Raw genomic sequence first — 26,419 nt, forward strand, 5'->3', positions numbered from 1 at the left:
GACGGGGCGGGGTTCGGGGTCTGCGGTGCGGTCATGCCCACCATCATGACGCACGCCCCGGACGCGTCAGCCGTGAGCGGACGCCGGCGGCGTCACAGGGGAAAGACGACGCCGCCGGGCGGGTCCGGCTCAGTCGGCGGCCAGGGCGGCGGCCAGCATCTCCTCGGCGATGAGGGTGAACTCCTTGCGCCCGGCCTCGGGCCGGCCCACGAAGGAGACCATCACCACGGCGTCGGAGGTGACGGCGGTGAGCACCTGGGCCGTGAGCTGGGGCTCGGACTCCGAGGCCACGGTCCGCTCCCACACGAGGGCGGACTGCGCAGGCGTGCCGTCGGACAGCGGCGCGTCGGAGACCTCGAGGCGGTAGTCGACGGTCGCGTCCCCCTCCTGCACGGTCATGGTCATCTCGCGGCAGTCGGCGCGCAGGGCGTTGACGGTCTGGAGGTGCCGCTCGACGTCCTGGCGGCCCTGGCCCGTGAGCCGGGCGACCTCCACGGTGCCCGTGCCCGTGAAGGTGTCGGCGCCGACGTCCACGCGCGTGGCCTCGGCCTCGTCTAGGGCGATCGGGGAGAAGTCCAGGGCGGTCAGCGGCGCCTTGCACTGCGCCGGCTGCACGGTGGTCCGGTCCGCGTCCGCGCGCCGGTCCCGGGAGTCCTCGCGGGCCGCGTCGATCTCCTCCGCCGTGGCGGCCCGCTGCCGGACGAAGCCGAACGTGGCCGCACGCTCGGCCGCGGCCTGCGCCATGCGCTCGTCCTGACGGTCGCCCAGGCCGAGCCCCTCCGGGGCCGCCGACTCCGTGGGCGCCGCGGTGCCGGCGTCGCCGTGGACTCCGTCCGCGGGCGCGGACGCGGCGGCCGGATCGCCGTCCCCGGCCCTGCAGCCCGTCAGGGCCAGCAGGCCGGCGGCGACGGCGGCCGCGAGGCGCAGCCGACCACGCCGGGGCGCGGCCGGGCGGCCGAGGGGAGGGAGGAGGTCAGCGGACATCACGGGCCTCCTCGGGGCCGGTGGAGGAGTCACGGGCCACGGGCTCGGCGCCGCTCGGGGCGTCGGTGACCGGGGTGCCGTGCATGCGGGCGTACATCTCGTTCCAGCGGCGCAGCTCCGCGTCGCCGTCGCGGTCGGCCTGCCGGTCCAGCCGGACCGCGTTCTTGCGGTCGCTGCGATACCAGAGCACGGCCACCATCACCGCCATCATCACGGTGGGGAACTCGCCGATGCCCCACATCACCGCGCCGCCGATGCGCTGGTCCTCGAGGGCGGTGGGGCCCCAGTCGCGGCCCATGTTGCCGAACCAGGACGCCTGCATCAGGCCGGTGGAGGAGGTCATGGCGACGCCGATGAAGGCGTGGAAGATCATCGTGGCCATCAGCAGCACGAGCCGCAGGGCGTACGGGGGCCGGCGCGGCAGCGGATCCGAGCCGATCATGACCAGGGCGAACAGGAACCCGGTCAGCAGGAAGTGGACGTTCATGAACTCGTGGCCCACGTGGGTCTCCAGCGAGAACCGGAAGAAGTCCGTGTAGTAGAACACCAGGATCGAGCCGGCGAAGTTGACCCCCGCCACGATCGGGTTCGTGATGAACCGCCCCCACGGGGAGTGCACGATCCACAGGATCCACTCGCGCGGGCCGCGCGTCCCGTCCGTGCGGGACGGCAGGGCCCGCAGCGCCAGGGTGATCGGCGCGCCCAGGACGAGGAAGACGGGGCTGAGCATCGTCAGCGTCATGTGGCCCACCATGTGCGCGCTGAACAGGACGCGGCCGTACACGGCCGGGGACCCGGAGGTCGCCCACAGCAGCACGGCCAGGCCCGCGAGCCACGCGACGGTGCGCAGCACGGGCCAGCGGTCGCCGCGGCGGCGCAGCTGCCACACGGAGCGCAGGTACCAGAGGGTCAGGAACGCGATGATCGCGACCCACAGCCAGTCGAACCGCCACATCGTGATCCACCGGGCGCCCTCGAGGGCCGGCGGCAGCTCGTAGCCGGTGAGGATGCGGGCCGGGGAGGCGTCCGGCGCGAGCTCCTCCGGCACGGGCGGGGCCGTCCGGGAGAGCACGGAGGAGACGCCCATGACGGCGCCCATGATCACGGCCTCCACGGCGATGAGCTGCCACAGCAGGCGACGCGCGGGGGCGGGGCTGGGACGGTCCGGGCCGGCGTCGAGGCGGGGGATGACCCACCGGCGGTGCAGCAGGCCGATCAGGCCGAGGCCCAGGGCCGCCAGGAACTTGGCCGACACGAGGATGCCGTAGGGGCTCAGCAGCTGGGCCGGATCGTCCATGCGGATCGACGCGTTGACCACGCCGGACAGCGCCACCGTGACCAGGCCCAGCCCGGCGAGCACGGAGTACCGGGTCAGGACCGTGTGCAGCAGGGGCGCCGGGCCCTGCCGGCGCAGGCTGCGGCCCCGCCCCTGCGCCCCGTTGGGCCCCACGAGGGTGTCCGAGATCGCGACGAGCACGAGCAGTCCGCCCACCCACACGACGACGCCGAGCAGGTGCAGGCCGATCGAGTTCACGGCGCCGTTGTGGTCGTCACCGCCCGCCGCGTGCCCGATCAGGGCCAGGGGCACGAGGGCGAGCATCGCCAGGATGCCGGTCCAGAACAGGCCGTTGTGGGAGCGGACGGCGATCGCCAACGTGGTCACGACGGCGGCGATCACGGTGACCCAGAACCATGCCTGGCCCACCGAGATGCCGACCACGTAGGCCGCCAGGCCGTCCGTGAAGCCCTGCCCCGCCGTGACGGGGATGCCGGCGAGATCCGAGTAGGACAGCACGCCGACGGCCAGCGCGGCCACCGTCCACACGCCGGCGCTGACGGCGGCGATCCGCATCACGCGGGTGAACGCGGGGTGCTCGGGCAGCGGTGCGGCGTCCGCGTCCTCGCGCCGCTGCCGGGCGGAGCGGTGCCACCGTTCCGTGCCCGCCGCGTGGGGCGGCAGGACCCCGGCCGCGAAGATCAGCGCGGCGATGGTCAGGGACATCGCCACGTTGGAGACGAGCTCCCCCACGGGCACGCCCCAGCGGGTGATCCACCCCGGGTCGGAGAGCTGGCGCGCGGCGGTGACGCCGGTCAGCCAGCCGGCGGCGGCGAGGCCGGCGGCTCCCGCGGCGGCCACGAGCACCCAGATCCACCGGGGCACTCCGACCGGCCCCGACGGACCGGGGCGGGCGGCGTCGTCGTTCTCGGCGGGATGGCTGCCCCGGGCGGGGGCGGTGGCGGCGGACATGGGGTCCATCCTCTCAAAGCATGCGGACGCCCGACGACGGTGGGGCCGGCCTCGCCGTCGTCGGGCCCCCGGGTCAGGCGAACAGGGCGTCGCCCACGAACCCGCCCTCGGCGCAGCCGGGCGGGATCGCGAAGACCGCCGAGCCGACGGGCACGGTCCACAGGTTCAGGTGGTCCGACTCCGCGAGCCGGGCCTGGACGGGGACGAACTGGCGGTCCACGTCCGCCTGGTAGGCGGCGAAGATCAGGCCGGAGCCCGCCTCCAGCGCCCCGCGCGGGTCATCGTAGTTGTAGCCGCGGCGCAGCATCCCGTACTCGGGCTCCTCCCCGCGGGCCCGCCGCAGGTGCGCGATGTCCGAGATGACCGGGAAGCCCGTGGGGCCGACGGCGTCGAAGTCCGGCTCGTCGTGCTCCTGCTCCCCCGTGAGGGGGGCGCCGGTGCCGAGGCGACGGCCGATGACCTTCTCCTTGGCCGGGCGGTCGAGCTCGTCCCACGTGTCCATGAGCGTCTCGATGCGCCGGATCACCACGGACGTGCCGTCCGCGATCCACGGGGTGACACCCACCTGCTCGGCGCCCACGCCCCACACCACGCGGTCGAGGTGCGGGGTGCCCGCCGCCGGGTTGCCGGTGCCGTCCACCTGCCCGAAGAGGTTGCGCATCGTGGTGCCGGTGGGGTGGGCGCCGCGGGCGGAGCGGAAGCCCTCCTGCACCCAGCGCTCGGTGGCGAACGGCCGGGCCGCCTTGAGGAGCATGCGCCGGGCGTGGGCCACGGACATCCGGTCGTCGCCGCAGATCTGCAGCAGCAGGTCGCCGTCGCTGAACGCGGGGTCCAGGCGGTCGATCTGCTCGAACGCCGGCAGCGGGCGCAGCCAGGCCGGGGCCCGGTCCGGGGCCACGCGGCGGACGAGCTCCGGGCCGAAGCCGAACGTCACGGTGAGCCGCGCGGGGGCGGCGGCGAGCTCCGGCTCGGTGTCGGCGATCGTGGCGCGGCCCTGGGTCAGGCGCGCAGCGTCGTCGGTGAGCAGGCGCAGCATCCGCTCGATGCGCACCCGGCCCGTGTCCTCGTGCAGGTCGAAGGCGAGGAAGACGGCGTGGGCCTGGGCGGGGGTGTCGACGCCGGCCTGGCGCGGCCCGTGGAACGGCACGGTGTCCGTGCCCACGGGCGAGCTGACGGCCACCCGGGCGGCCTGGCCGCCGGGCTCGGCCCAGCCGGCCCGGCCGACGTCGCCCTCGATGCCGGTGTCGCCCATGACCTCGGAGGGTGAGGCCCCCGCCCCGGGCGCGGCGGACGCGCCCGGGGCGGTCGAGGCCGACGCGTGGCCGGCGCCGTAGCCGAGCGCCGTGCCCAGCAGGCCGCCGCCCACCGCGCCCGCCCCGAGGAGCAGGCCGCGGCGGGAGGGGCCCCCCGGGGCCGGGCGGGCGCCCTCGCGCCCGCCCGACCCGTGGTGGTCGTCCGGCCGGACGGCGGGGTCAGTGGTCGGCATGGTCCTCCGATTCGTGGGACTCGCCGCCGTGGTACGACTCGTTGGCGCCGGTGAAGGGCCGGACCACGGAGGTGACCTCGAGGGTGGAGCCGTCCTCCAGCTCGAGGTCGTAGGTCACGTCCTCACCCGGCTCGATCGGGTCGGTCAGGCCCATGAACATCACGTGGTTGCCGCCCGGGGCGAGCTCGAGGCTCCCGCCCGCGGGCACGGTGAAGCCGTCGGGGCTCTCCTGCATCACCATCTGGCCGTCCTCGCCGGAGACCATCTCGTGGAGCTCGACCGTCTCGCCCAGCTCCGAGCGGACGCCGACGATGTGCAGGTCCTGGTCCGAGGAGTTCTCGAGCATGCCGAAGGAGCCGGTCATGCCCTCCTCGGTGGCCTTCGTCCAGGGGTCGGTGATCGTGAGGCCGGCGGCCTGGCCGTCCGCGGTGGACGCGGCCGGCGAGGCATCCGAGGCCGGGGCGGCGTCCGTGGCCGGCGCGACGCTCGAGGCGTCCGACGCGCTCGGGGCGGAGCCGGCGTCGTCTCCGGCGCAGGCCGTCAGGCCGAGGGCGGCGACGGCGAGCACGGCGGCGGCGCCGAGGCGGCGAGGGGCGCGGGGGGAGGTGGTGGTCACGTCTGTGGGGTTCCTTGTCAGGCGGGCGCGCGACGACGCGCGGGGCGTTCGGGCGCGCGAGGGCGGGGCCGGCCCCCTCAGGGGGCCGACCGGGGATCAGAGGTCAGCGGCCGTCGTCGAGGTGGCCGAGTGCGCGGGCGCGGCGGCCCATCAGGAGGAAGGCCACGACGAGCACGGCCAGGCCGGCGATGCCGGCGACCCACACCCAGGCGGGCAGCGCGTCGGTGTCCGCGGGCTGCGCGGCGTCGGAGGCGTCCGCCTGCGCGGTCGCCTCGGCCGAGGCGGCGTCGCCCTGACCTGCCGTGGCCTCCGGGGAGGCGGCGGTCGAGGCCCCGGCGACGGCGGTGCCGCAGCCCTGGGGCGCGGTGCCGGCGGCCGGTGCGGCCGGGTCGTCCACCGCGAAGTCGAACGAGCGCTCCTCGGAGTGCCCGTCCGAGTAGACGACGCGGTAGGCGACCTCGTAGTCGCCGTTGGGCAGCCCCTCGCACAGCGGCGCGGAGAAGGTGGGGCCGTCCACGGTGCCGGCAGCGGACTGCCACTGGTTGCCGTCGGCGTCGCGGACCTGCAGGAGGTTCTGGATGCCCTCGCCGTCGATCAGCTCGCCGCTGAAGGTCAGGGAGACCTCCGACGGCGCCGTCGTGGCCGTCTCGCCGACCGCGGGGGCGGTGCGGATGAGCTCGTCGTGCGCGGCCGCGGGGGCGGCTCCGGCGACGACGAGGGCGGGCAGCAGGGTGAGTCCGGCGGCGGCGCGAGCGGCGCGGCGGACAGGGGCGGTCTGGTGATGCATGGTGGTGTCCTCACGGGTCTGCCGCGGTCCCGGACGGGAGTCGCGGGCGGACCGTTCCGAAGGGTCGTCGGGCGCGGTCGGGCCTCGAGACGCGGACGGAGCCGGCGTCCTCAGGCCGCGAGGGCGAACGGCGGGCCGCGCCGCCCCGGAGAGCTGAGGAGGGCGAGGGACGTCGCCGGCCGGAGCACCGGCGGGACGGGGACACGGAGGCGGGCCGGCGTCGGCAGGGGGCCGTGCGCGGCCGGCGGCGGGCAGACGGCGGCCACCACGCGTTCGGCGATGGCGAGCACGAGGGCCTCACCGCGCCGCAGCACCAGCACGGTGAGGACCGCGGCGATCACGTGGGCCGCGAGCATGCGCAGGTCGGTCAGGTGGCCGGCGGGGGCGCCGGACAGGGCCTCCCCCGGTGCCAGGAGGGCCCCGGCGCCGGGATGGGCGTGGCCGAGGTGGGCCGGGTCGACGCCGGCGACCGGCGCCACGGCGTGTCCGCCGGCGGCGAGCCCGTAGAGCACGTGGAACAGCCCCTGGGCGATCGCGACGGCGGCGGCGGTGCGCCACAGCGAGAGGGCGCGGCCCGCCAGGGCGGTGCAGAGCGGGGCGGCGAGGACGGCCGCGAAGGCGACCACGCCGACCTCGGGGAACCCGTGACCGGGCTCGGCGGCGGTGTGGAACAGCGCGGCCAGGGCGGTCATCGCCAGGGCCCCGGCCCAGCCCCGGGCCAGACGGGCCGGTCCACGCACGACGCGCGGAGGGGCGTCCTCGAGGCCGGACGGGGCCCACGGAGCGGCGGCGACGGCGCTGCGCATGCCACGACTCCTCTCCGCACGGCCCCGGCCCACGTCGGCCGGACGATCGTCCGCCCATCCTACGCGCCCGCAGACGACGACGGGCGCCCCACCCGAGGGTGCGACGCCCGTCCCGCGGCGTGCGGCGTGGGTCCGGGGACCCGCACCGCGACCGGGATCACTCGGAGGCGGCGGCCTTGAGCTTGGAGCCGGCGGTCACCTTCACGGAGTGGCCGGCCGGGATGGTGATCTCCTCGCCGGTGCGCGGGTTGCGGCCGGTGCGCTCCTTGCGCTCGGTGCGCTCCACGGCCAGCCAGCCCGGGATCGAGACCTTCTCGCCCTTCTTGACCTGGGCGGTGAACACCTCGAAGAGGGCGTCCAGCACATCGCTGACGGCGGCCTGGGTGTTGCCGGAGCGCTCGGCGACGGCGGCGACGAGTTCCTTGCGGTTCATGGCCATGGGTCCTCCCTATGGGACGTCGGTTACGGTTCCCGGGCCGTTCGGACCGGGCTGCCAGTTGTGAACGTACCACCTCTCCGCGGGCGAATCGCCCCCTGAACCGCGAGAATCCGCGATTTCCCGTGACCCGGGCGGCCCTGATCCCCGAGGCACGACGACGGCGGCGCCCCTCCTGAGGAGGGACGCCGCCGTCGCGGTGGTGCCGAGCGCCCGGAGACCGGGCCTCAGGTCACCAGGAGGACTTGGTCACGCCGGGCAGCTCGCCACGGTGCGCCATGTCGCGGAAGCGCACGCGGGAGATGCCGAAGCGCTGGAAGGTGCCGCGGGGGCGACCGTCGATGGCGTCGCGGTTGCGCACGCGGACCGGGGAGGCGTCGCGGGGCAGCTTCTGCAGGCCCAGGCGGGCGGCCTCGCGGGCCTCGTCCGACGCGTTCGGGTCCACGAGGGTCTTGCGCAGCTCGAGACGCTTCTCGGCGTAACGGGCCACGATGGCCTTGCGCTGCTCGTTCTTGGCGATCTTGGACTTCTTGGCCATCTCAGCGCTCCTCTCGGAAGTCGACGTGCTTGCGGACCACCGGGTCGTACTTCTTCAGGGTGATGCGGTCCGGGTTGTTCCGGCGGTTCTTGCGGGTCACGTAGGTGAACCCGGTGCCGGCGGTGGACTTCAGCTTGATGATCGGACGAACGTCCTTGTCCTTGGCCATGTCAGAGCTTCACTCCCTTCGCGATCAGGTCCGCCACGACGGCGTCGATCCCGCGCACGTCGATGGTCTTGATGCCCTTGGCGGACAGCGTCAGCGTGACGTTGCGGCGCAGGGAGGGGACCCAGTAGGTCTTCTTCTGGATGTTCGGGTCGAACCGGCGCTTGGTGCGACGGTGCGAGTGGGAGATGCTGTGGCCGAATCCCGGCCCAGCCCCGGTTACCTGGCAGTGAGCTGCCATGATCACTCCTCGTGGCAAGTAGTAGTAAAAGGACGGGCGGAACCCGCATGGCGGCGAGCCGCGGACCTGTCCGCGGACACCTGTTGTGAGCCCCGCCCCGGGTGTGGACACCGCACTCTTACTGCGACTTCTCGAAAAGGTGGACCAGGCTGGGTGAGAGCCAACCGAAGTTCCTTATGGGATCGCTGGTGTGGACGGTGAGCCCCGGTCCGCCCTGAGGGCGTCCCGGGATCCGGTCTGCGGGAGCGCGTTGCTTTTCCGACCCGCCGTCCGCTCGGTCACCTGACCGATGGAACGACGAGAACAACGCGGCGTGCGCCGTTCTATCTTACGCGAACCGTGGGCGTCGCTTCAACTCGACGGGGGGCGCCTGTGGTATGCGCACGGTCCTCGGCTTCCAGGACCGCTCCGCGCGCGCCACGGCGCGGCCACGGGCGCCGGGCCGGCCCACCCCTCCGGCGCGGATCAGGCGACCGACGCCCCCAGCAGCGAGCCCACCGCGAAGGTCAGGCCGAGCGCCAGGGCGCCGCCGAGGACGACGCGCACGGCCGCCCGCAGCGCGGGCGCGTCGCCGAGCCGGGCCCCGACCCAGCCGGTGACGGCGAGGGCCACGAGGGTGACGCCGAACGTGAACGGGACGCGGAGGCCCACCGGCGCCAGGACGACCGTCAGGAAGGGCAGCAGCGCGCCCACGAGGAACGCGAGGAAGGACGCTCCGGCGGCGGCCCACGGGCTGACGACGTCCTCCTCCGCCATGCCCAGCTCCATGCGCAGATGCGCGGCGAGCGCGTCCTTCTCGGTGAGCTCCCGCGCGGCGGCCTCGGCCGTGGCCCGGCTCAGGCCGTCCGCCTCGTAGAGCTGCACGAGCTCCTCCAGCTCGCCCTCGGGATCCTCCTCGAGCTCACGGCGCTCCTTGGCGATCAGCGACTTCTGCGAGTCGGAGGACGAGGAGACGGACACGTACTCGCCCAGCGCCATGGAGAAGGCGCCGCCGACCACGGCGGCGGCGCCGGCCAGCAGGATCGGGGTGAGCGCCGTCGTCGCACCGGCGACACCGACGACGGTGGCCGCGACGGACACGATGCCGTCGTTGGCGCCGAGCACGCCCGCCCGGAGCCAGTTGAGGCGGGCATGCACGCCGCCGGCGGCGTGCGGCTCGTCGGGACCGCCCGGCGGGACCTGATCGGTCAGGGGCGAGGACTGTTCAGACGTGTGCGACATGTCTCCATGCTCGCGGCGCGGGGCGGGGCGCGCCAGGCAGGTGAGGCGGTCCTTCGGACGGGGACGCCACGACACCCGGTCTCGCTGTTGCCAGGATTGTTCAACAACAGCTACCGTCTCCCCCAGCGCCTCGTGACGCCCGTCACCTCGCCCGGCGCCCTCGACTAAGGTGACCACCGTGTCCCACGCAGACATCCCCCACGCCGGGCCGGACGGCTCGACCCCCTCGGGCACCGCACCGAAGACGGACTCCCGTGCCGCGAGCGCCACCCGGCGCACCGCACTGCTCGGCGCCATGTTCCTCATGGCCACCTCGGCCATCGGCCCCGGCTTCATCACGCAGACCGCCACGTTCACCGTCCGGATGGGCGCCGCGTTCGCGTTCGCCATCCTGGTCTCGATCCTCATCGACATCGCCGTCCAGATGAACGTGTGGCGCGTCATCGGCGTCTCCGGCATGCGCGCCCAGGAGCTGGCGAACCGCGTCCTGCCCGGCCTCGGCTGGCTCCTCGCCGCGCTCGTGTTCCTCGGCGGCATGGTCTTCAACATCGGCAACATCGCCGGCACCGGCCTCGGCGCGAACGCCATGCTCGGCGTCGACCCCCTGATCGGCGGCGGCGTCTCCGCGCTCATCGCGCTGTTGATCTTCCTCTCCAAGCGCGCCGGCGTGGCCCTGGACCGGATCGTGGTGGCGCTCGGCGCCGTCATGATCCTGCTGATGCTGTACGTGGCCATCACCTCCGCCCCGCCCGTGGGCGAGGCCCTGCGCCAGTCCGTGATGCCGGAGAAGGTCGACTTCTTCGTGATCGTCACCCTCGTGGGCGGCACCATCGGCGGGTACATCACCTACGCGGGCGCCCACCGCATGATCGACTCCGGAGTGAAGGGCGTGGACGACGTCCAGGACATCACCCGCAGCTCCGTGGCGTCGATCCTCGTGACCGGCCTGATGCGCGCTCTCCTGTTCCTGGCGATCCTCGGCGTCGTCGCCTCGGGTGCGGTCCTGTCCAAGGACAACCTGGCCGCCTCCGCCTTCCAGGCCGCCGCCGGCGACATCGGCCTGCGCATGTTCGGCATCGTCCTGTGGGCCGCCGCCGTGACCTCCGTGATCGGCGCGTCGTACACCTCGATCAGCTTCGTCACCCGCTCCACCACGAGCGCCCGCACCCGCAACCTGCTGACGGTCGCCTTCATCGTGGTCTGCACCGCCCTCTACCTGGCGCTGCGCCAGGCCCCGCAGACGCTGCTCGTGTTCGCCGGCGCGTTCAACGGCATGATCCTGCCGGTCGGCTTCGCCGCCCTCCTGTACGTGGCCTGGCGCCGCCGCGACCTGCTGGACGGCTACCGCTACCCGACGTGGCTGCTCGTGATGGGCGCGCTGGCGTGGATCGTCTCCGTGTTCATCGCGGTGCGCGGGTTCATCCCCATGGTCAAGATGATCACCGGTGCCTGAGATGACCACGACGACGCCGCTGCCGCCGCTGGACGGCGCCACGACCCCCGCGCAGGCCCGCGAGCGCTTCCGCGCGGGGCTCGTGCGGCCGACCTCGGGGATCGCCGACGGCTACGCGCAGGCGAACCTCGTCTCAATCCCGCAGGACCACGCCTACGACGTCCTGCTCTTCGCCCAGCGCAACCCCAAGGCCCTGCCGCTGCTCGGCGTGTTCGAGGCCGGCGAGGTCAACGGCCCCGCACTGGACGGCGACGTCCGCACGGACGTGCCGCAGTACGTGGTGTACCGCGACGGCGTGGAGACGGACCGCCCCACGGATCTGCTCGACGTGTGGCGGGACGACCTCGTGACGTTCGTGATCGGCTGCTCGTTCACCTTCGAGTCCGCCCTGGTGGCCGAGGGCATCCGGATGGCCCACCAGGACGCCGGCGTGAACGTGCCGATGTACCGCACGACGCGGCGCTGCGCCTCGGCGGGCCGCCTCTCGGGCCCGCTCGTGGTCTCGATGCGCCCCATCCCCGCCGACCGCGTGGCCGACGCCGTGCGCATCACCTCCCGCTACCCCGCGGTGCACGGCGCGCCCGTGCACGTGGGCGACCCGGCCGGCCTCGGGATCACGGACCTGTCGGCACCGGACTTCGGCGACGCCGTCGAGGTCCCGCAGGGCCACCTGCCCGTGTTCTGGGCGTGCGGGGTGACGCCGCAGGCGGCGATCATGGAGTCCTGCCCGCCGCTGGCCATCACGCACGCGCCCGGGCACATGCTCCTCACGGACCTGCCGGACCGGATGTTCCAGGTCCCGTGACCGCCCGGGCCCGGGGAGGCGGTCAGTCCCCCGCGGCGGCGAGGTGCGCCAGGACGAAGTGCTCCGCCTCGTCCAGGTAGCCGCCGAACACGGCGTGCACCGCGGGCAGGTCGCCGGCCAGCAGCCGCTCCACGATCCACCGGTTGCGGTCCGCGAACAGCACGTGCAGGCGCGTCTGCTCGTCCATGGGATGGAACGCCAGGCGCACGCGGGCCTGCACCGACGCCATGAGCCGCGTGAGCTCGGGGGCGCCGGCAAGGTCCACGATGCCGACGTGGACGCGATGGTTGGCGTCGCCCAGGATCCGCGCGGGGGTGTCCGGGCCGCCCGAGAGCAGGTCCTGGGCACAGCGCAGGTGGCGCGCCGCGCCGGGGGTGAGCTCTCCGTGCTCGAGGGCGCCGAGCTGGATCACCCGACGCGTGCGGTACAGCCCGCGCACGTCCTCCGGACCCGGCGCCGCCACGAACACCCCGCGGTGCGGCCGGCGCTCCACGAGGCCCTCCGAGGCCAGCATGGTGAACGCCTCGCGCAGGCTGTTGCGGCTGACCTGGAGCTCGGCGGCCAGCGCCACCTCCCCCAGCCGCTCCCCCGGCACGAGCCCGGCCGCCGCGATCCGCTGCCGCAGCTGCGCGGCCGCGGCCACGGGAGCCGGGGCGGACTCCCCGCCACCGACGCCGGGCGCGAGGTCCTCCCCGGTGACACCGCCGCGCGCCGGCACCCTCACGCCCCCAGCCGGGCGATCGCCTGGCCGCGCGTCACCGAGGCCGGGGTCTCGGCCACGAGGAGCTGGATCCGGCCCGCACGCGGGGCACGGATCGGCGTCTCCATCTTCATCGCCTCCACGATCGCGACCGTGTCACCCTCGGCCACCTCGGCGCCGTCCTCGACCTTCCACGAGGCCAGGGTGCCGGTGACCGGCGAGGCCACGGCGCCGTCGTCGTCGGCCTTCCCGGCGCCTGCGGCAGCGCCGGCCGGGGCCGCGGCACCCGCGCCGCCGCCTCCGAGGAGGGCCGCGTAGAGATCGGCGGGCAGGCCCAGGCGCACGGCGCGGCCGTCCAGCTCGACGGTGACGGCGGTGCGGCCGCCGGCGGGCACCTCGGCGCCCAGGTAGGGGGACTCGGCCAGCGGCTCGGCGAACTCGGACTCGATCCACGTGGTGTAGACGCCGAGGCGGTCCCCCGAGGTGAAGGCGTCCTGCTCGAGCACGGCGCGGTGGAACGGCACCACGGTGGGCACGCCGTCGATGCGCAGCTCGGCCAGGGCGTCGCGGGCGCGGGCGACGGCCTGGGCGCGGTCCTCGCCCCACACGATGAGCTTGGCGAGCAGGGAGTCGTACTCGCCCGGCACCACGGAGCCGGTGCGGACGCCCGAGTCCATGCGGACCCCGGGGCCGGTGGGGGCCTCGAACGCGTCGATCGGACCGGGCACGGGCAGGAAGCCGTACGCCGGGTCCTCGGCGTTGAGGCGGAACTCGAGGGCGTGGCCGCGCGGCGTCGGGTCCTCCGGGATGCTCAGCGGCTCGCCGGCGGCGACGCGGAACTGCTCGCGCACCAGGTCCACGCCGAAGACCTCCTCGGTGACGGGATGCTCCACCTGCAGGCGGGTGTTGACCTCCAGGAAGCTGATGAGGCCGTCCGGGGCCACGAGGTACTCGACCGTGCCGGCCCCGGTGTACCCGGCGGCGCGGCAGATCTCGCGGGCGGAGGTGTGGATGCGCTCGCGCTGCTCGTCCGTGAGGAACGGCGCCGGGGCCTCCTCCACGAGCTTCTGGTTGCGGCGCTGCAGGGAGCAGTCGCGGGTGCCGAGCACGGCCACGTGGCCGTGCTCGTCGGCGAGGACCTGGGCCTCCACGTGGCGGGGGCGGTCCAGGAAGCGCTCCACGAAGCACTCGCCGCGGCCGAACGCGGCCACGGCCTCGCGGACGGTCGCCTCGAACGCGTCCTCGACGTCGCCGAGCTCGCGCACCACGCGGATGCCGCGGCCGCCGCCGCCGAAGGCCGCCTTGATGGCGATCGGCAGGCCGTGCTCCTCGGCGAACGCGCGCGCGGCGGCGGCGTCCGGCACGGGGCCGTCCGAACCCGGCACGAGCGGGGCGCCCGCCTGCTGGGCGAGGGAGCGGGCGGTGATCTTGTCGCCGAGGGTGCGGATGGCGTCCGGCGACGGGCCGATCCAGGTCATCCCGGCGTCGATCACGGCCTGCGCGAAGTCGGCGTTCTCGGAGAGGAAGCCGTAGCCCGGGTGCACGGCGTCGGCGCCGGCGCGGCGGGCGACGTCGAGGACCGCGTCGATCGTCAGGTAGGTGTCCGCCGAGGACGCGCCCGGCAGGTGGAAGGCCTCGTCCGCGACGGCCACGTGCAGGGCGTCGGCGTCCGGATCCGAGTAGACGGCGATCGAGGCGATGCCGTGGTCGCGGGCGGCGCGGGCCACGCGCACGGCGATCTCGCCGCGGTTGGCGATGAGCACCCGCGTGACGGGGCGGGCGGCGGGGGTGGTGGTCATGCGGGGGTCTCCTCGGAGGGCGATGCGGAGTCGACGACGGTCTCGGCGCCGGGGCGGGGATGGGGGACGAAGCGGACGCGGGCGCCCGGCGGCAGCTGGGCCGCCAGGCTGAGGTCCGCGCGGGCCACGACGCCGATCACCGGGTAGCCGCCGGTGACCGGATGGTCGGAGAGGAACAGGACGGGCTCACCCGAGGGCGGCACCTGCAGCGCGCCGCGCACGGCGCCCTCGGACTTCAGCTCGCCCTCCCGCACGCGCTCGAGCGGCGCGCCGTCGTCGGGGGCCGTGAGGCGCACCCCGATCCGGTCGGTCTGCTGGCTCACGTCCCAGTCCTGCGTGAACAGGCGCTCCAGGCCCGCCTCGCCGAACCAGTCGTCGCGGGGGCCGGGGACCACGCGCAGCACGGCCACCTGGCCGGGCGCGGGCATGGGGCGCAGCGAGGTCTCCGGGTCCCCCACCGTCGCGACGCCGGCCTCCGCCGAGGCGGGGGCGCCGGCGGCGGTCGGGCTCGCGGCGGAGGCGCCGGCGGCGCCCCTCGCATCCGGGCCGACGCGGCGGGCGAGGCGGTCCCCCGCCGTCAGCGGGGCGGGGCCGAGCCCGGACAGGGTGTCGGTCGAGCGGCTGCCGAGCACGGGCGGCACGTCGATCCCGCCCCGGAGGCCCACGTACACGCGCAGGCCGCCGACCGGCTCGTCCACCGTCAGCGTCTGGCCGTCCAGCACGACGAACGGCGTGCGGGCGGGCACCCGGCGCGTGGCGCCGTCGGCCGCGGTGATCGTCCCGCCGGCCTCGGCGCCGGCCAGGGCCATCACCTGGTGGCCGTGCGCGGCGAGGGTGAGGCCGCCCAGGACGGTCTCCAGCACCGCCTCGCGTGAGCGGTTGCCCACGAGCCGGTTCGCCTGGCGTGCCGCGTCCCGGTCGGCCGCGCCGGACGCGACGACGCCGAGGTCGCCCAGGCCCGGGCGGCCCAGGTCCTGGACCAGGGTCAGGAGCCCCGGGTCCACGACGGTGACGCCGCGGCGGCCGGCCACGGACGGGAGGCCGGCCGCGGCGTCGGCGGGCGGGGTGGCGTCGACCGCCGCGTCCGTGCCGGAGGTGACGGACGCCGTCGGGCGCACGGGGACGTAGCGGACACGGTCGCCGGGCTGCAGCAGGGCGGGCTGCTCGCGGCCGAGGTCCCACAGGGCCGCGGTGGTGTGCCCGAGGAGCTGCCAGCCGCCGGGCGAGGTGCGCGGGTAGACGGCGGAGAAGGCCCCGGCGACGGCGACGGCGCCCGCGGGGACGGCCGTGCGGGGCGAGCTGCGGCGGGGCGCCTCGAACGGGGCCGCTTCGGAGGCGCAGTACATGAACCCCGGCGCGAAGCCGCCGAACGCGGCGAACCAGTCGGCCTCGCTGTGGGCCCGGATGACGCCGTCGACGCCGAGCCCGGTGAGCCGGCCGACCTCGGCGAGGTCTTCGCCGTCGTAGACCACGGGGATCTCGACGATCCGACCCCCCGTCACCTCACCGGCGTCGGGGGTGAGAGTGCTGACCCGCGGTGCGGCGTGCTCGGCGGCGGCCTGCGAGGTGAAGGTCACCAGGACGGTCGCGGCGGCGGCCATGACCTGGCGCTGGCCGTGTTCCGGGTGGGCCGTGAGGTGGGCGTGGACGGCCATGACGTCCTCGAGCGAGGCGCACTCGATGAGGAAGCCCTGCGTGCCGACCCAGCGGATCGGGCGGGCCGGCGGCTCGGCGGCGGGGTGATGTGGGGCGCTCATGCGAAGGCCTTGATGGACACGCCCGCGCCCTCGAGCGCGCGGCGCACGGCCGCGGCCATGGCCACGGCGCCGGGCGTGTCGCCGTGCAGGCAGATGCTCTCGGCGTCGACGCGCACGTCCGTGCCGTCCACCGCTGCGACGACGCCCTCGGTTGCCAGGCGCACCATGCGGGCGGCGACGTCGTCCTCGTCGTGGAGGACCGCGCCGGGCTCGCGGCGGGAGACGAGTGTGCCGTCCGGGTTGTAGCCGCGGTCCGCGAAGGCCTCGGCGACGCCGCGCAGCCCCGCGGCGGCCGCCTTGTCCAGGGCGACGGAGCCGGGCAGGAGCAGCAGCGGGAGGTCGGAGCCGAACGCCTTGACGCCGTCGACGACGGCCTGGGCGTGCGCCTCGTGACGGACGATCGTGTTGTAGAGGGCGCCGTGCGGCTTCACGTAGCGGACCCGGCCGCCGGCCGCGCGGGCGAGCGCGTCGAGGGCGCCGATCTGGTAGAGGACGTCGTCGGCCAGCTCGGTGGGCGTGCAGTCCAGGAAGCGGCGGCCGAAGCCGGCGAGGTCGCGGTAGCCCACGTGCGCGCCGATCGTGACGCCGGCGGCGACCGCGTCACGGCAGGTCTGGGCGATCCCCGAGGGATCGCCCGCGTGGAAGCCGCACGCGACGTTGGCGGAGGAGACGGAGGGCATGATGGCGGCGTCGTCCCCCATCGTCCACGAGCCGAAGGACTCGCCGACGTCGGAGTTCAGGTCGATCTGCGGCGCGTGAGACACGGTGCAGTCCTCTCGGATCGGGCCCGGCTGAGGTGCCGGTCACACAATCTTGAGGCATGAGGGGGGATTGTTCAACAATCCTCGGCGCGCCCTTCTGACGCTCACCCGGTCCACTCGGCAACGCGGGTTGAGTTGTCGCGGGTGTCCCAGCCCGGGACCCGCGATAACTCAACCCGCGTTGCGGGCCGGGCCGGGCGACCTCACCGCAGCGGCGTGTGCTCCGGGTCCACGCGCTCGCCCTCGCGCACGGGCCCGGGTGCGGTGCCGCCGCCCCACGGGTCCCCGCCGAACGCCTCACGCCCGTGCTCGCTCAGCCAGCTCGCCAGCTCCGGGCCGGCGGGCACGATGCCCGTCGGGTTGATGTCCTCGTGCACCACGTAGTAGTGCTCCTTGATCTGCGCGAAGTCGATCGTGTCACCGAAGCCCGGGGTCTGGAACAGGTCGCGCGCGTAGCCCCACAGCGCCGGCATCTCGGTCAGCTTGTTCCGGTTGCACTTGAAGTGCCCGTGGTACACGGGGTCGAACCGCACCAGCGTGGTGAACAGCCGCACGTCGGCCTCGGTGATCCGCTCCCCCATCAGGAAGCGGCGCGTCGTCAGGCGCTCCTCGAGCCAGTCCATCGCGGTCCACAGCCGCTCGTACGCGGCGTCGTACGCCTCCTGGGACCCCGCGAAGCCGCACCGGTACACGCCGTTGTTCACCTCGGTGAACACGCGCTCGATCACCTCGAACATCTCGTCCCGCTCCGGCCCGGCGTCGGGGATCAGCTGCGGGGCGCCGTCGCGGTGGAACGCGGTCCACTCCGTCGAGAGGTCGAGGGTGATCTGCGGGTAGTCGTTGGTCACGACGCCGCCCGTCGGCACGTCCACGATCGCCGGCACCGTGATGCCCCGCGGGTAGTCGGGGAACCGCGTGAAGTAGTTCTCCTGGATCCGCTCGGTGCCGAGCACGGGGTCCTTCCCGCCCTCGTCGAGGTCGAAGGTCCAGGAACGCTCGTCGTGGGTCGGCCCCGGGGTGCCCAGCGAGATCGCGTCCTCCAGGCCGAGCAGGCGCCGCACGATGATCGTCCGGTTCGCCCACGGGCACGCCCGCGCCGCCACGAGCCGGTAGCGGCCCGCCTCGACGGGCCACGCCTCGGCCCCCTCGGTGAGCCCGCCGCCCACGCGACCGACCGTGGACGGCTCGGCCACGGGCAGGGCCCGCACGGCCTCCGGGTCCGCCACGATCCGGTCCGCGATGTAGTTCGTGTCCCGCGTGAACTCCGCCCCGGACTGCACGTAGTTGCCCTTGAGCCCCTCGCGCGAGTCGATGGTGCCGCGGTCCGCGGCCTGGCCGGTCTGCTGGTTCTCCATACACTCGAGCCTATGACGACGACCACCGCCACGCCCGGCTCCACGCCCGCCCCGCTGGTGCGCTGCGTGACCGCCCAGAACCCCTCCCCGATGACCCTCGCGGGCACCAACACGTACGTGGTCGCCGCACCGGACTCGGACGCGGCCGTCGTGGTGGACCCGGGCCCGGAGGACGACGTCGCCGCCCACCTCGAGCGCGTCCGCGCGGCGGCCGAGGGGCGCCGGATCGCGCTCATCCTGGTGACGCACCGGCACGCCGACCACACCGGCGGGGTGGACGCGTTCCACGCGGCCACGGGCGCCCCCGTGCGCGCCGCGGACCCGGACTGGTGCCGTGGCGGGGCCGCCGTCCTGACGCCGGACGAGCGGATCGACGCCGCCGGCACCCCGATGCTGGCGTGGCACACCCCGGGCCACACCTCGGACTCCTACTCGTTCGCCGTCCCGGACGCGGGCGCGCACGGAGCGGTCATCACGGGCGACACCATCCTCGGCTCGGGCACCACCATGCTCGACCACCCGGACGGCACCCTCACCGACTACCTGGCCAGCCTGCGCCGCCTCGAGGCGGCGGGCCCGCTCACGGTGCTGCCCGCGCACGGGCCCGTGCCGGAGCCGCTCGACGTCGTCGCCCGCGACTACCGGCACCACCGCGAGGGCCGCCTGGAGCAGATCCGCGCCGCCCTGGGCGCGTTGCCCGAGACCGAGGCGGCGACGATCACGCCCGAGGACCTGGCCCCGCGCATCTACCCCGGCCTCACCGGCACCGTGGCCCGCGTGGCCGTCCAGACGGTGGCCGCGCACCTGCGCCACCTGCGCGAGGGCTGAGCCCCTCCGCCGCGGGCCCGGCCCCCACTACGCTGACCTCAGACCCGTCCCTCGACCCCGCGGAGGCACCCCATGACCATCCTCGTCGGCTACGCCCCCTCGAAGGCCGCGGACGCCGCTCTGGACACCGCCCTGGACATCGCCCGCTCCACCGGCGAGCGCGTGGTGGTGGTCAATGCGGGCCCCGGCGGCGAGCACCGCACCAAGTCCCTCGTCACGGAGGAGCAGCAGCGCGGCGTGCAGGCCCGGTTGGACGCCTCCGGCGTGACGGCCGAGTTCCGCCAGTACGCGCGCGGCCGGTCCACGGTGGAGGAGATGAAGGACGTCGCCGCGGAGCTGGACCCGTCCATCGTGGTCATCGGCGTGCGCCGCCGCGGCGGCTTCGGCCGGTTCGTCATGGGATCGGTCTCGGACGAGCTGCTGCAGGAGATCGATCAGCCCGTGCTGTGCGTGAAGGAGTACCGGCAGTACGGGGACCACACGCCCGAGGCCGTGAGCCACGTCGCCGAGACGGACCCGGGCACCCACGGCCTGCCCGCGTCCGAGCCGATGGCCGAGCGGCGTCGGCTCACGCCCGTCGATCCCGGGGACCCGACGCTCGAGCGCTGAGCGCTCCCGCCGGGCCTCAGTCCTCGTCGTCCTGACGGCGGCGCGTGACGGCGTCGTCGAGGAGGCCGTCCGTGTGGGAGCCGGCGCCGCTGCGCCGCCCGGCCTCGTCCGCCGCCGCCTGCTTGGCCTGCTGCGCGCGCCGCTCGGCGAACGCCTCCTCGCCCGGGCCGTCGAGTTCGCGGTTGCGCTGCACCGCCGTCATCGAGCCGGTGTACAGGCCGGAGTGGTCACCCACGCGGGTCAGCGGTGTGGTGAGGGTGTCCGGGCGTGGATCGGCGCCGTCGACGCGCGGCAGCGGCGCGGTGCGCGGGCGCGGCTCGCGGGCCGCCACCCCGGAGCCGTCCGGGCCCGGCTCACCCGTCCGGTCGCCACCGCGGGCCCCCGCGTCGGATCCCTCGGAGGCGGGCGCCGCGTCGTCGTGGGCGGGGTGCCGGTCCACCATGCGCTGCACCACGATGCCCTCGGGGTGCTCGTGGCGCAGGAAGGCCACGAGGTCCTCGCGCACGAGGCAGCGCAGGTCCCAGAGGTCGCCGGAGTTGCGGGCGGAGACCACGGCGCGGATGCGCACGACGCCGCCGGTCGCGTCGGTCACCTGCAGCGCGTGCTCGCGCCCGTCCCACAGGTCCGTGGACTCGAGCAGCTGGGTGAGTCGTGCGCGCAGCGCGTCCATGGGCACGCGCCAGTCCACGTCCAGCTCCACGACGCCGGAGACCTCGGCGCCCACCCGCGTCCAGTTCTCGAACGGCTGGGTGGTGAAGTGCGAGGACGGGTAGACCATGCGGCGGCCGTCCCAGAGCTTGAGCACCACGTTGGACAGGGTGATCTCCTCGACGATGCCGAACACGCCCTCCATGTCCACCACGTCGCCCACCCGGATCGCGTCCGTGAAGGCGAGCTGGAATCCGGCGAACACGTTGGTCAGCGTGGACTGCACGGCCAGGCCGGCGATCACCGAGATCACACCGGCGGAGGCGAGCAGGCCGGCCCCGAGCGAGCGCACCTCGGGCACCCCCAGCAGGACCACGGCGACGGCCACCACCACGATCACCGCGTTGAGGATGCGCCGGATCAGGATGGTCTGCGTGCGGATGCGTCGCTCGCGGCGGTGCTCGACGCCGGTCTCCTGGTAGCGGCCGAGGATCCCCTCCTCGATCACGCCGACCAGGCGCCACGCGGCCCATGCGCCCGCCGCGGCCACGGCGATGAGCAAGAGGAACGACGCCGGCCGGTACCAGGTCTGCTCCTCGGCCATGACCCCGAGCCAGATCCGGGAGGCCAGCAGGCCGGCGGCGACGGCGGCCGGCAGGCTCAGCCGCGCGGCGCCGTGTTGGAACGCGGGGCGGCGCACGAGCACGACGCGTGCCACCTGCAGGGCCAGGTACACGACCGCCGCGCCGATGGCGAACGCCATCAGCACGGTCAGCAGCGTCCCCCATTCCACGCCGAAGGCCCGCGTGGTGGCGGCCGCCCCGTCCTGGATGTCCCCCTCCACCCCGGACGGCACGGTCTCGCCCGCTAGGAGGCGGTCCAGGACGGGTCGCGAGGGCGGGCAGGACGGGGAGGACCATGACGACAGTCTGACACCCGCCCCCGGACGCACCCCGGAGAAGAGCACAATGGAGCCTGACCGTCCGCGCGGTCCGGGCCCGGCCGTCGTCGCGCCCCGTCCCGCCGGCCCGCCGCCGCCCCTCTGGAGGAATCCGTGCTCTCCGTCACCGACCTGCGCCCACTCGACACCGCCACCGCGGACCTGTCCCGCATCATCCCGCGGGCGAACGTGGACGTGTCCTCCGTGGTGCCGGTGGTCGCCCCGATCATCGAGCGGGTCCGCCACGGCGGCGAGCAGACCCTGCTGGAGCTGGCCGAGCGGTTCGACGGTGTCCGTCCGCCGGCCCTGCGCGTGCCCGCGGAGGCGCTCGAGGCCGCCCTGGCCGGGCTCGACCCGCGGGTGCGCGCCGCCCTGGAGGAGTCGATCCACCGGGCCCGGCTCGTGCACGACGCCCAGCACCCCCAGGACTCCACGGTCGAGCTCGGCGAGGGCGCCGTCGTGGAGAACCACTGGACCCCCGTGGGCCGCGTGGGCCTGTACGTGCCCGGCGGCCGCGCCGTGTACCCCTCCTCGGTGGTGATGAACGTGGTGCCCGCGCAGGCCGCCGGCGTGGGGAGCCTCGCGGTGACCTCACCCCCGCAGCGGGACCACGGCGGCCTGCCCCACCCCACCGTGCTCGCCGCGTGCGCGCTGCTGGGCGTGGACGAGGTCTACGCGGCCGGCGGCGCCCAGGCCGTGGCCATGCTGGCGCACGGCGTCCAGGACGACGACGGCGGGTGGCTCTGCGCGCCCGTCGACCTGGTGACGGGGCCCGGCAACGTGTACGTGGCCGCCGCCAAGCGCGCGCTCCAGGGCGTGATCGGCGTGGACGCCGAGGCCGGGCCGAGCGAGATCGCCGTGATCGCGGACGGCACCGCCCGCGCCGACTGGGTGGCCGCGGACCTGATCAGCCAGTCCGAGCACGACCCGCTGGCCGCCTCCGTGCTCATCACCGATTCCGAGGACCTGCTCCGGGACGTGCAGGCGGCGATCGAGGCGCAGGTGCCCGGGGCGTTCCACGAGGATCAGATCCGCGAGGCCCTCACCGGCCCCCAGTCCGGCGTGCTGCTGGTGCGGGACATGGACCAGGCCGTGGAGGTCTCCGACCGCTACGCCACCGAGCACCTCGAGATCCAGACGCGCGACCCCGAGGCCCTCGTGGGGCGCATCCGCAACGCCGGCGCCGTGTTCGTGGGCCCGCACGCCCCCGTGCCGCTGGGCGACTACTCGGCCGGGTCCAACCATGTGCTCCCCACCTCGGGGACGGCCCGGCACTCCTCCGGTCTGAACACGGTGACGTTCCTGCGCCTGCAGCAGCGCATCCGCTACACGGAGACCGGGCTCAAGGAGGTCGCGGACGGGATCGGCGTGCTGGCCGAGGACGAGCGCCTGCCCGCGCACGGCGCCGCGATCCGCGCCCGCTTCGCGTGAGGGGGCGGGCGTGAGCGGCGTCCGCATCGACGCGTGGCTGTGGGCCGTGCGGCTGTACAAGACCAGGTCGGCGGCCACGGCGGCCGTGCGCGCAGGCCACGTGCGCATCGACGGCGAGCCCGTGAAGGCGGCGACGCCCGTCGTCGTCGGGAACCGGGTGCGGGTGCGCCAGGACGGACGCGAGCGGATCCTGGAGGTCACGGGGCTGATCGCCAAGCGGGTGGGCGCCCCCGTGGCCCGGCAGCAGTACGTGGACCACTCCCCGCCGCCCGTGCCGCGTGAGCTGCTCGCGGTGCCGTACCGCGAGCGGGGCGCGGGCCGGCCCACCAAACGGGACCGCCGGCAGCTGGACGCGCTGCGCGGCCGCGACCGACGCTGAGCGCCTCCGTCCTCCCCGCGCCGTCATCCGCCGTCGTGATGGCGGCCTCATGCGGAGGGTGCGGTCAGCACCATCCGGAACGGCTTGTCGTTGTCCACCGTGACGGTGAACGTCATCGGCCCCGCCTCATCCACGGGGGGAGTCGCCGCCGACCAGCCGCCGCACAGCGCCTCCGATCCGGCCATCCAGGTCTTCGTTCCCCCGCCACCCCGTGAGGTCAGGATCTCCGTCTCACCGGTGGCATCCGAAGGACACAGCACGATGACCCGAAGGACCGCACCCTGTTGAGCGTCCACGGTGATCTGCTGTGTGCCCGTCCCGACCGCCTCCTCCAGGACGGACTCCTTCTCCGGGTCGAGATGGTCCGCATCCGGATGCCGGCGCGTGTACTCGACCAACGTCATCCCGTCCTCCTCGAACAGCGCGGCGGGGAGTGCTTCTTCACCGGCGGGTGACGACGCGGACGAACCGGTGGCGGAGGCCGACCGGGTTGCCGAGGGGGCCGCTGACGTCACGGTGACGGAGGACGCCGCAGCGGTGGATGCCTTCGCGGTGGAGGAGACGCTGCCCGGGGAAGCGGAGCATCCCGAGATGGCGATACCGAGGAGAGCCGCGACGACCACGGCGGCCGACAATGCCGCACGCTTCTTCTCGATGTCCATCCGCATGATCCGATCCCTCTCAGAGAACCGATTGCGGGGCCGCGGGCTGCGGTCTCGAGCCCCCCTCTCGAGTGGCTTGATCCTGGCTGGCGATGCGCGGTGTGTCAAGCATCACATCGGGCAGCTCGGATGACGCCGCGCGACCGCCGCGCTTTGACCACCCCACGGACCCCTCCGTAGGCTGATCCCCAGAATCACGAGTTCCCGTCATTCACGGCCCTGGCCGGCGGGACGGCAACCCTCTCACGCAGTAGTGGGGTGCTCCAGGTGATGATTCGGCCCCTCGGACACCCCGACGGGCAAGTACCGCGCCTCCGCGGATCCGGGCGATCCGCGTTCCCGCCGTCTGCGGAGCCGCGCCAGTCATCGGAAGAGGACGCGCGCCATGACCCTGACCCACGAACCCCACACCGCCGCGTGGGACACCGACCTGTCCCTCGGCAACCTCCGCTCCGGCCTCTCGGCATTCCCCACCGGGGTCGTCGCGCTGGCGGGCCTCGCCGACGACGTCCCCGAGGTGATGGTGTCCTCGTCCTTCGGCGTGGGCATCTCCTGGGAGCCGGCCCTCGTGTCCTTCTCCGCACAGAACAGCTCCCGCACCTGGCCGCGCCTGCGCCGGGCCGGGGCGATCGGCGTCTCCCTGCTCGCGGCGGACCAGACGCCGCTGTGCCGTCAGCTGGCCGCCCGCGAGGGCGACCGCTTCGCCGGTCTCGACGTGCACCGCAGCCCGCACGACGCCCTGCTGATCGGGGGCTCCTCGCTCTGGCTCGAGACGCGGGTGCACGCCGAGGTCCCGGCGGGCGACCACACGGTGGTGCTGCTGGAGGTGACGGCCTTGGCGGATCACACGGACGCCGCTCCCCCGGCCGCCCTGCACCGCAATCTCTTCCACGGCCTGCGCGCGCTCTGAGCGAACTCCAGGTGAACAATCGGGCCCCTGGTTCCCGGTCGGCGAGATCCGTGCAATGATGGAGCCTGAAGTTGATCAAGCTGTATCCCGCCATCTTCACTGCTCGTCAGCCCGGCATCGCCGGCGTCGATGAGTGTTGGGCAAGCGGTTCAGTCTCGCCGCTTCACCCGCGTCCCACATCCGGGCCGCGGTCCAACACCGCCACCGCACCGCGGGGGCACATCGAAAGGACACCATCATGGCTGTCGGTACTGTCAAGTGGTTCAACGCTGAGAAGGGCTACGGCTTCATCGCCCCCGAGGACAACTCCGCGGACGTGTTCGTGCACTTCTCCGCCATCCAGGGCGGGGGCTTCAAGGAGCTCCAGGAGAACGACCGCGTCGAGTTCGAGACCCAGGACGGCCCCAAGGGCCTCCAGGCCGCCAACGTGACGAAGCTCTGATCTTCGCCTGACGCACGGCTTCCGACGCCCCCGGTCCGTATGGACCGGGGGCGTCGTCGTGTGCGCTTCCGTGCGTCCCGCACGCCCGCGCACTGCGCCGCACTCCGCCGTACGCCCGTTCGACCGCGGCGCTGCGACATCACCGCAGGGCTGCACTGCGGTGATGTCGCTGAGGCGCGGTCCTCCGCGGTGGGTCTCGTCCTGGCCCTGCGCGTCAGGCCGCGCCCCGCCGGCCCACGTGGCGACGCAGCAGCAGCACCACGCCCAGGGCCAGCAGATACCCGGCCGCGACGACCGCGAAGCCGGCCCGGTAGTCGCCCGTGACGTCGCGCAGCACGCCCATCAGCAGCGGGCCCAGGGCGAAGCCGGCGTACATGCCCATCGAGTTCGCCCCGGTCGCACGGCCGAGCCGCTCGGCCGGCACCTCGCTCAGCAGGCCCGCGTTGATCACCACGTTGGCGCCCAGCACCGTCAAGCCGTGCACCGCGGCGCCCACCCACAGCAGGGCCGGCAGGTCCAGCAGGTCCGCGGCGAGGAACACCACGACGCCGGCCACGGCACCCAGGCAGATCACGGTCAGCAGGGTGGTGGGCCGGTCTCCGGAGCTCATCCGCCGACTCCACCCGATCCGGGAGAGCACCCCCACCACCCCGGACACGGCCGCCGCGGCGCCGCCGGCCACGAGCGTCATCCCCAGCGTCTCGACGGCGAACAGCGGCAGGTATGTGTTCGTGGCCTGCATGCCCAGGCCGGTGAGGAATGCGATCGCCGCGAAGAACCAGACCGTGGCCGGCAGAGGCGAGGTGTCCCGCCGTCGTCGACCGCCGACGGGGCCGGTGGCCGGCGGCGGAGCCCCGGGCAGCGGCGGGGCGGCGACCAGGGCGAGCACCCAGAGCGCCCCGATGAGCACCGCGGCCCCCAGCGTGGCGCCCGTCCAGCCCAGGGCGAGGGACGCGGCCGGGAAGAACAGGCCGCCGACCAGCTGGGCCGCCTGGACGCCGGACTGCTTCACCCCGACCCACCCGATGCGCCTCTCCGGCGGCACCACGGTCCGGATGATCCGGTTCGTGGTGGGGTTGGAGATGGCCTGCGTGACGCCCGCGACGGCGGCCGCCGCGTACAGCACGGGCAGGGACGGGGCGACGGCGCCGAGCACGAGCGCCGCGGCGGTGCCGCCGAAGATGATGCTCAGCTGCGCGCGGGCGGACAGGCGGTCGGCGGCCCGGCCGAGGCCGAGGGAGGTGACGGCGGCCGCCGCGAACACGACCGTCATCACGGTGCCGAGCTGGCCCGAGGTGACGTCGAGCCGCTCCATCACGACCGTGGAGGAGGCGGAGACGCCGTAGTTGAACAGGGGCCCGGCGCCCATGGCCGCCAGCAGCACCCACAGCAGGGCCGCGGAGGGGCGGCG

Annotated in this window: 27 protein-coding genes and 1 riboswitch; of the genes, 8 read left to right on the top strand and 19 right to left on the bottom strand. The window is 74.5% G+C overall.

The annotated features are described in order from the left end of the window. Window positions 1-129: 129 nt before the first annotated feature. The 11 genes from J1M41_RS02030 to J1M41_RS02080 form a co-directional block, all read right to left on the bottom strand. Window positions 130-984, bottom strand: a complete 855-nt coding sequence (locus J1M41_RS02030) for a hypothetical protein (protein ID WP_206450381.1) — start codon at window positions 982-984, stop codon at window positions 130-132. Further along, window positions 974-3,232 (bottom strand): cytochrome c oxidase assembly protein, encoded by a 2,259-nt coding sequence (locus J1M41_RS02035; RefSeq protein ID WP_206451038.1) that lies wholly within the window; start codon window positions 3,230-3,232, stop codon window positions 974-976. The genes J1M41_RS02030 and J1M41_RS02035 overlap by 11 nt, the downstream gene beginning before the upstream one ends. A gap of 73 nt (window positions 3,233-3,305) precedes the next feature. Next, window positions 3,306-4,718 (bottom strand): Dyp-type peroxidase, encoded by a 1,413-nt coding sequence (locus J1M41_RS02040; protein WP_206451039.1) that lies wholly within the window; start codon window positions 4,716-4,718, stop codon window positions 3,306-3,308. Then, window positions 4,705-5,334: a copper chaperone PCu(A)C gene (locus J1M41_RS02045; protein ID WP_036316813.1), complete on the bottom strand. Its 630-nt coding sequence runs from the start codon at window positions 5,332-5,334 to the stop codon at window positions 4,705-4,707. The genes J1M41_RS02040 and J1M41_RS02045 overlap by 14 nt, the downstream gene beginning before the upstream one ends. A gap of 103 nt (window positions 5,335-5,437) precedes the next feature. After that, window positions 5,438-6,121, bottom strand: coding sequence for a copper resistance CopC family protein (locus tag J1M41_RS02050; RefSeq protein WP_123244347.1), 684 nt, complete (start codon window positions 6,119-6,121; stop codon window positions 5,438-5,440). A 110-nt stretch (window positions 6,122-6,231) separates the two neighbouring features. Beyond that, on the bottom strand, window positions 6,232-6,927 hold the full coding sequence (locus tag J1M41_RS12195; RefSeq protein WP_206451040.1) for a hypothetical protein: 696 nt from the start codon (window positions 6,925-6,927) through the stop codon (window positions 6,232-6,234). Between the two features lie 157 nt (window positions 6,928-7,084). Continuing rightward, window positions 7,085-7,366, bottom strand: coding sequence for an HU family DNA-binding protein (locus J1M41_RS02060; protein WP_002858339.1), 282 nt, complete (start codon window positions 7,364-7,366; stop codon window positions 7,085-7,087). A gap of 229 nt (window positions 7,367-7,595) precedes the next feature. Continuing rightward, window positions 7,596-7,901 (bottom strand): 30S ribosomal protein S14, encoded by a 306-nt coding sequence (gene rpsN / locus J1M41_RS02065; RefSeq protein WP_002858338.1) that lies wholly within the window; start codon window positions 7,899-7,901, stop codon window positions 7,596-7,598. Between the two features lies 1 nt (window position 7,902). Beyond that, window positions 7,903-8,070, bottom strand: a complete 168-nt coding sequence (rpmG, locus tag J1M41_RS02070; protein WP_002858336.1) for a 50S ribosomal protein L33 — start codon at window positions 8,068-8,070, stop codon at window positions 7,903-7,905. Window position 8,071: 1 nt separating this feature from the next. Further along, window positions 8,072-8,308 carry a 50S ribosomal protein L28 gene (gene rpmB, locus J1M41_RS02075; protein ID WP_002858335.1) on the bottom strand — a complete coding sequence of 79 codons (237 nt, stop codon included), beginning with the start codon at window positions 8,306-8,308 and terminating at the stop codon, window positions 8,072-8,074. 465 nt (window positions 8,309-8,773) lie between these two features. Beyond that, window positions 8,774-9,529: a VIT1/CCC1 transporter family protein gene (locus J1M41_RS02080; protein WP_060973850.1), complete on the bottom strand. Its 756-nt coding sequence runs from the start codon at window positions 9,527-9,529 to the stop codon at window positions 8,774-8,776. Window positions 9,530-9,698: 169 nt separating this feature from the next. Here J1M41_RS02080 and J1M41_RS02085 point away from each other — a divergent pair, with 169 nt between their 5' ends. Further along, on the top strand, window positions 9,699-10,982 hold the full coding sequence (locus tag J1M41_RS02085) for an NRAMP family divalent metal transporter (protein WP_206451041.1): 1,284 nt from the start codon (window positions 9,699-9,701) through the stop codon (window positions 10,980-10,982). Next, a complete protein-coding gene (locus J1M41_RS02090) occupies window positions 10,975-11,787 on the top strand; it encodes a putative hydro-lyase (protein WP_192593662.1) in 813 nt (270 codons plus the stop codon). Before J1M41_RS02085 ends, J1M41_RS02090 begins: the two co-directional genes overlap by 8 nt. A 22-nt stretch (window positions 11,788-11,809) precedes the next feature. Here J1M41_RS02090 and J1M41_RS02095 read toward each other — a convergent pair whose 3' ends face one another. From J1M41_RS02095 to J1M41_RS02115, 5 genes are all read right to left on the bottom strand, one after another. Continuing rightward, window positions 11,810-12,511, bottom strand: a complete 702-nt coding sequence (locus J1M41_RS02095; RefSeq protein ID WP_206451042.1) for a GntR family transcriptional regulator — start codon at window positions 12,509-12,511, stop codon at window positions 11,810-11,812. Continuing rightward, the gene (locus J1M41_RS02100; protein WP_206451043.1) at window positions 12,508-14,286 is read right to left on the bottom strand and encodes a biotin carboxylase N-terminal domain-containing protein; all 1,779 of its coding nucleotides are present in this window, start codon (window positions 14,284-14,286) and stop codon (window positions 12,508-12,510) included. The genes J1M41_RS02095 and J1M41_RS02100 overlap by 4 nt, the downstream gene beginning before the upstream one ends. Next, the gene (locus J1M41_RS02105) at window positions 14,283-16,043 is read right to left on the bottom strand and encodes a carboxyltransferase domain-containing protein (protein ID WP_206451044.1); all 1,761 of its coding nucleotides are present in this window, start codon (window positions 16,041-16,043) and stop codon (window positions 14,283-14,285) included. Before J1M41_RS02105 ends, J1M41_RS02100 begins: the two co-directional genes overlap by 4 nt. Further along, window positions 16,040-16,807, bottom strand: a complete 768-nt coding sequence (locus J1M41_RS02110) for a LamB/YcsF family protein (protein ID WP_098094338.1) — start codon at window positions 16,805-16,807, stop codon at window positions 16,040-16,042. Before J1M41_RS02110 ends, J1M41_RS02105 begins: the two co-directional genes overlap by 4 nt. A 200-nt stretch (window positions 16,808-17,007) precedes the next feature. Then, window positions 17,008-18,159, bottom strand: coding sequence for a glutathione S-transferase family protein (locus J1M41_RS02115; protein ID WP_135101209.1), 1,152 nt, complete (start codon window positions 18,157-18,159; stop codon window positions 17,008-17,010). 12 nt (window positions 18,160-18,171) lie between these two features. Here J1M41_RS02115 and J1M41_RS02120 point away from each other — a divergent pair, with 12 nt between their 5' ends. Both J1M41_RS02120 and J1M41_RS02125 read left to right on the top strand, forming a co-directional pair. Next, the gene (locus J1M41_RS02120; protein WP_135101208.1) at window positions 18,172-18,987 is read left to right on the top strand and encodes an MBL fold metallo-hydrolase; all 816 of its coding nucleotides are present in this window, start codon (window positions 18,172-18,174) and stop codon (window positions 18,985-18,987) included. Between the two features lie 72 nt (window positions 18,988-19,059). Beyond that, window positions 19,060-19,596 carry a universal stress protein gene (locus J1M41_RS02125; RefSeq protein WP_041102665.1) on the top strand — a complete coding sequence of 179 codons (537 nt, stop codon included), beginning with the start codon at window positions 19,060-19,062 and terminating at the stop codon, window positions 19,594-19,596. A 16-nt stretch (window positions 19,597-19,612) separates the two neighbouring features. On the opposite strand, the gene J1M41_RS02130 is transcribed toward J1M41_RS02125, so the two are convergent. Further along, window positions 19,613-21,100 carry a mechanosensitive ion channel family protein gene (locus tag J1M41_RS02130; RefSeq protein ID WP_342214050.1) on the bottom strand — a complete coding sequence of 496 codons (1,488 nt, stop codon included), beginning with the start codon at window positions 21,098-21,100 and terminating at the stop codon, window positions 19,613-19,615. A gap of 198 nt (window positions 21,101-21,298) precedes the next feature. Between J1M41_RS02130 and hisD the strand changes: the two genes are divergently transcribed. Together hisD and J1M41_RS02140 are read left to right on the top strand one after the other, a co-directional pair. Continuing rightward, on the top strand, window positions 21,299-22,615 hold the full coding sequence (gene hisD / locus J1M41_RS02135) for a histidinol dehydrogenase (RefSeq protein ID WP_163721032.1): 1,317 nt from the start codon (window positions 21,299-21,301) through the stop codon (window positions 22,613-22,615). A 10-nt stretch (window positions 22,616-22,625) separates the two neighbouring features. Continuing rightward, the gene (locus J1M41_RS02140; protein WP_002855797.1) at window positions 22,626-22,994 is read left to right on the top strand and encodes an RNA-binding S4 domain-containing protein; all 369 of its coding nucleotides are present in this window, start codon (window positions 22,626-22,628) and stop codon (window positions 22,992-22,994) included. Between the two features lie 47 nt (window positions 22,995-23,041). Here J1M41_RS02140 and J1M41_RS11970 read toward each other — a convergent pair whose 3' ends face one another. Beyond that, window positions 23,042-23,656 carry a hypothetical protein gene (locus J1M41_RS11970; RefSeq protein WP_235281223.1) on the bottom strand — a complete coding sequence of 205 codons (615 nt, stop codon included), beginning with the start codon at window positions 23,654-23,656 and terminating at the stop codon, window positions 23,042-23,044. Window positions 23,657-23,848: 192 nt separating this feature from the next. Further along, window positions 23,849-23,968: riboswitch (SAM riboswitch) on the top strand. A 73-nt stretch (window positions 23,969-24,041) separates the two neighbouring features. Here J1M41_RS11970 and J1M41_RS02150 point away from each other — a divergent pair. Beyond that, window positions 24,042-24,566, top strand: a complete 525-nt coding sequence (locus J1M41_RS02150; protein ID WP_044658827.1) for a flavin reductase family protein — start codon at window positions 24,042-24,044, stop codon at window positions 24,564-24,566. A gap of 238 nt (window positions 24,567-24,804) precedes the next feature. Beyond that, window positions 24,805-25,008: a cold-shock protein gene (locus tag J1M41_RS02155; protein ID WP_020628179.1), complete on the top strand. Its 204-nt coding sequence runs from the start codon at window positions 24,805-24,807 to the stop codon at window positions 25,006-25,008. A gap of 214 nt (window positions 25,009-25,222) precedes the next feature. On the opposite strand, the gene J1M41_RS02160 is transcribed toward J1M41_RS02155, so the two are convergent. After that, window positions 25,223-26,419: MFS transporter (locus J1M41_RS02160; protein ID WP_206451045.1), on the bottom strand; the 1,197-nt coding region annotated here is incomplete at its 5' end.

The organism is Micrococcus sp. KRD096 (assembly GCF_017168495.1).
GTDB classification, from domain to species: Bacteria; Actinomycetota; Actinomycetes; order Actinomycetales; family Micrococcaceae; genus Micrococcus; species Micrococcus luteus.

What these genes read in the sequence shown, in the direction of transcription:
- J1M41_RS02030 (WP_206450381.1), bottom strand. Translation starts at nt 984, where the DNA reads ATGTCCGCTGACCTCCTCCCTCCCCTCGGCCGCCCGGCCGCGCCCCGG.
- J1M41_RS02035 (WP_206451038.1), bottom strand. Translation starts at nt 3,232, where the DNA reads ATGTCCGCCGCCACCGCCCCCGCCCGGGGCAGCCATCCCGCCGAGAAC.
- J1M41_RS02040 (WP_206451039.1), bottom strand. Translation starts at nt 4,718, where the DNA reads ATGCCGACCACTGACCCCGCCGTCCGGCCGGACGACCACCACGGGTCG.
- J1M41_RS02050 (WP_123244347.1), bottom strand. Translation starts at nt 6,121, where the DNA reads ATGCATCACCAGACCGCCCCTGTCCGCCGCGCCGCTCGCGCCGCCGCC.
- J1M41_RS12195 (WP_206451040.1), bottom strand. Translation starts at nt 6,927, where the DNA reads ATGCGCAGCGCCGTCGCCGCCGCTCCGTGGGCCCCGTCCGGCCTCGAG.
- J1M41_RS02060 (WP_002858339.1), bottom strand. Translation starts at nt 7,366, where the DNA reads ATGGCCATGAACCGCAAGGAACTCGTCGCCGCCGTCGCCGAGCGCTCC.
- rpsN (WP_002858338.1), bottom strand. Translation starts at nt 7,901, where the DNA reads ATGGCCAAGAAGTCCAAGATCGCCAAGAACGAGCAGCGCAAGGCCATC.
- rpmG (WP_002858336.1), bottom strand. Translation starts at nt 8,070, where the DNA reads ATGGCCAAGGACAAGGACGTTCGTCCGATCATCAAGCTGAAGTCCACC.
- rpmB (WP_002858335.1), bottom strand. Translation starts at nt 8,308, where the DNA reads ATGGCAGCTCACTGCCAGGTAACCGGGGCTGGGCCGGGATTCGGCCAC.
- J1M41_RS02080 (WP_060973850.1), bottom strand. Translation starts at nt 9,529, where the DNA reads ATGTCGCACACGTCTGAACAGTCCTCGCCCCTGACCGATCAGGTCCCG.
- J1M41_RS02100 (WP_206451043.1), bottom strand. Translation starts at nt 14,286, where the DNA reads ATGACCACCACCCCCGCCGCCCGCCCCGTCACGCGGGTGCTCATCGCC.
- J1M41_RS02105 (WP_206451044.1), bottom strand. Translation starts at nt 16,043, where the DNA reads ATGAGCGCCCCACATCACCCCGCCGCCGAGCCGCCGGCCCGCCCGATC.
- J1M41_RS02115 (WP_135101209.1), bottom strand. Translation starts at nt 18,159, where the DNA reads ATGGAGAACCAGCAGACCGGCCAGGCCGCGGACCGCGGCACCATCGAC.
- J1M41_RS02120 (WP_135101208.1), top strand. Translation starts at nt 18,172, where the DNA reads ATGACGACGACCACCGCCACGCCCGGCTCCACGCCCGCCCCGCTGGTG.
- J1M41_RS02125 (WP_041102665.1), top strand. Translation starts at nt 19,060, where the DNA reads ATGACCATCCTCGTCGGCTACGCCCCCTCGAAGGCCGCGGACGCCGCT.
- J1M41_RS11970 (WP_235281223.1), bottom strand. Translation starts at nt 23,656, where the DNA reads ATGGACATCGAGAAGAAGCGTGCGGCATTGTCGGCCGCCGTGGTCGTC.
- J1M41_RS02150 (WP_044658827.1), top strand. Translation starts at nt 24,042, where the DNA reads ATGACCCTGACCCACGAACCCCACACCGCCGCGTGGGACACCGACCTG.
- J1M41_RS02155 (WP_020628179.1), top strand. Translation starts at nt 24,805, where the DNA reads ATGGCTGTCGGTACTGTCAAGTGGTTCAACGCTGAGAAGGGCTACGGC.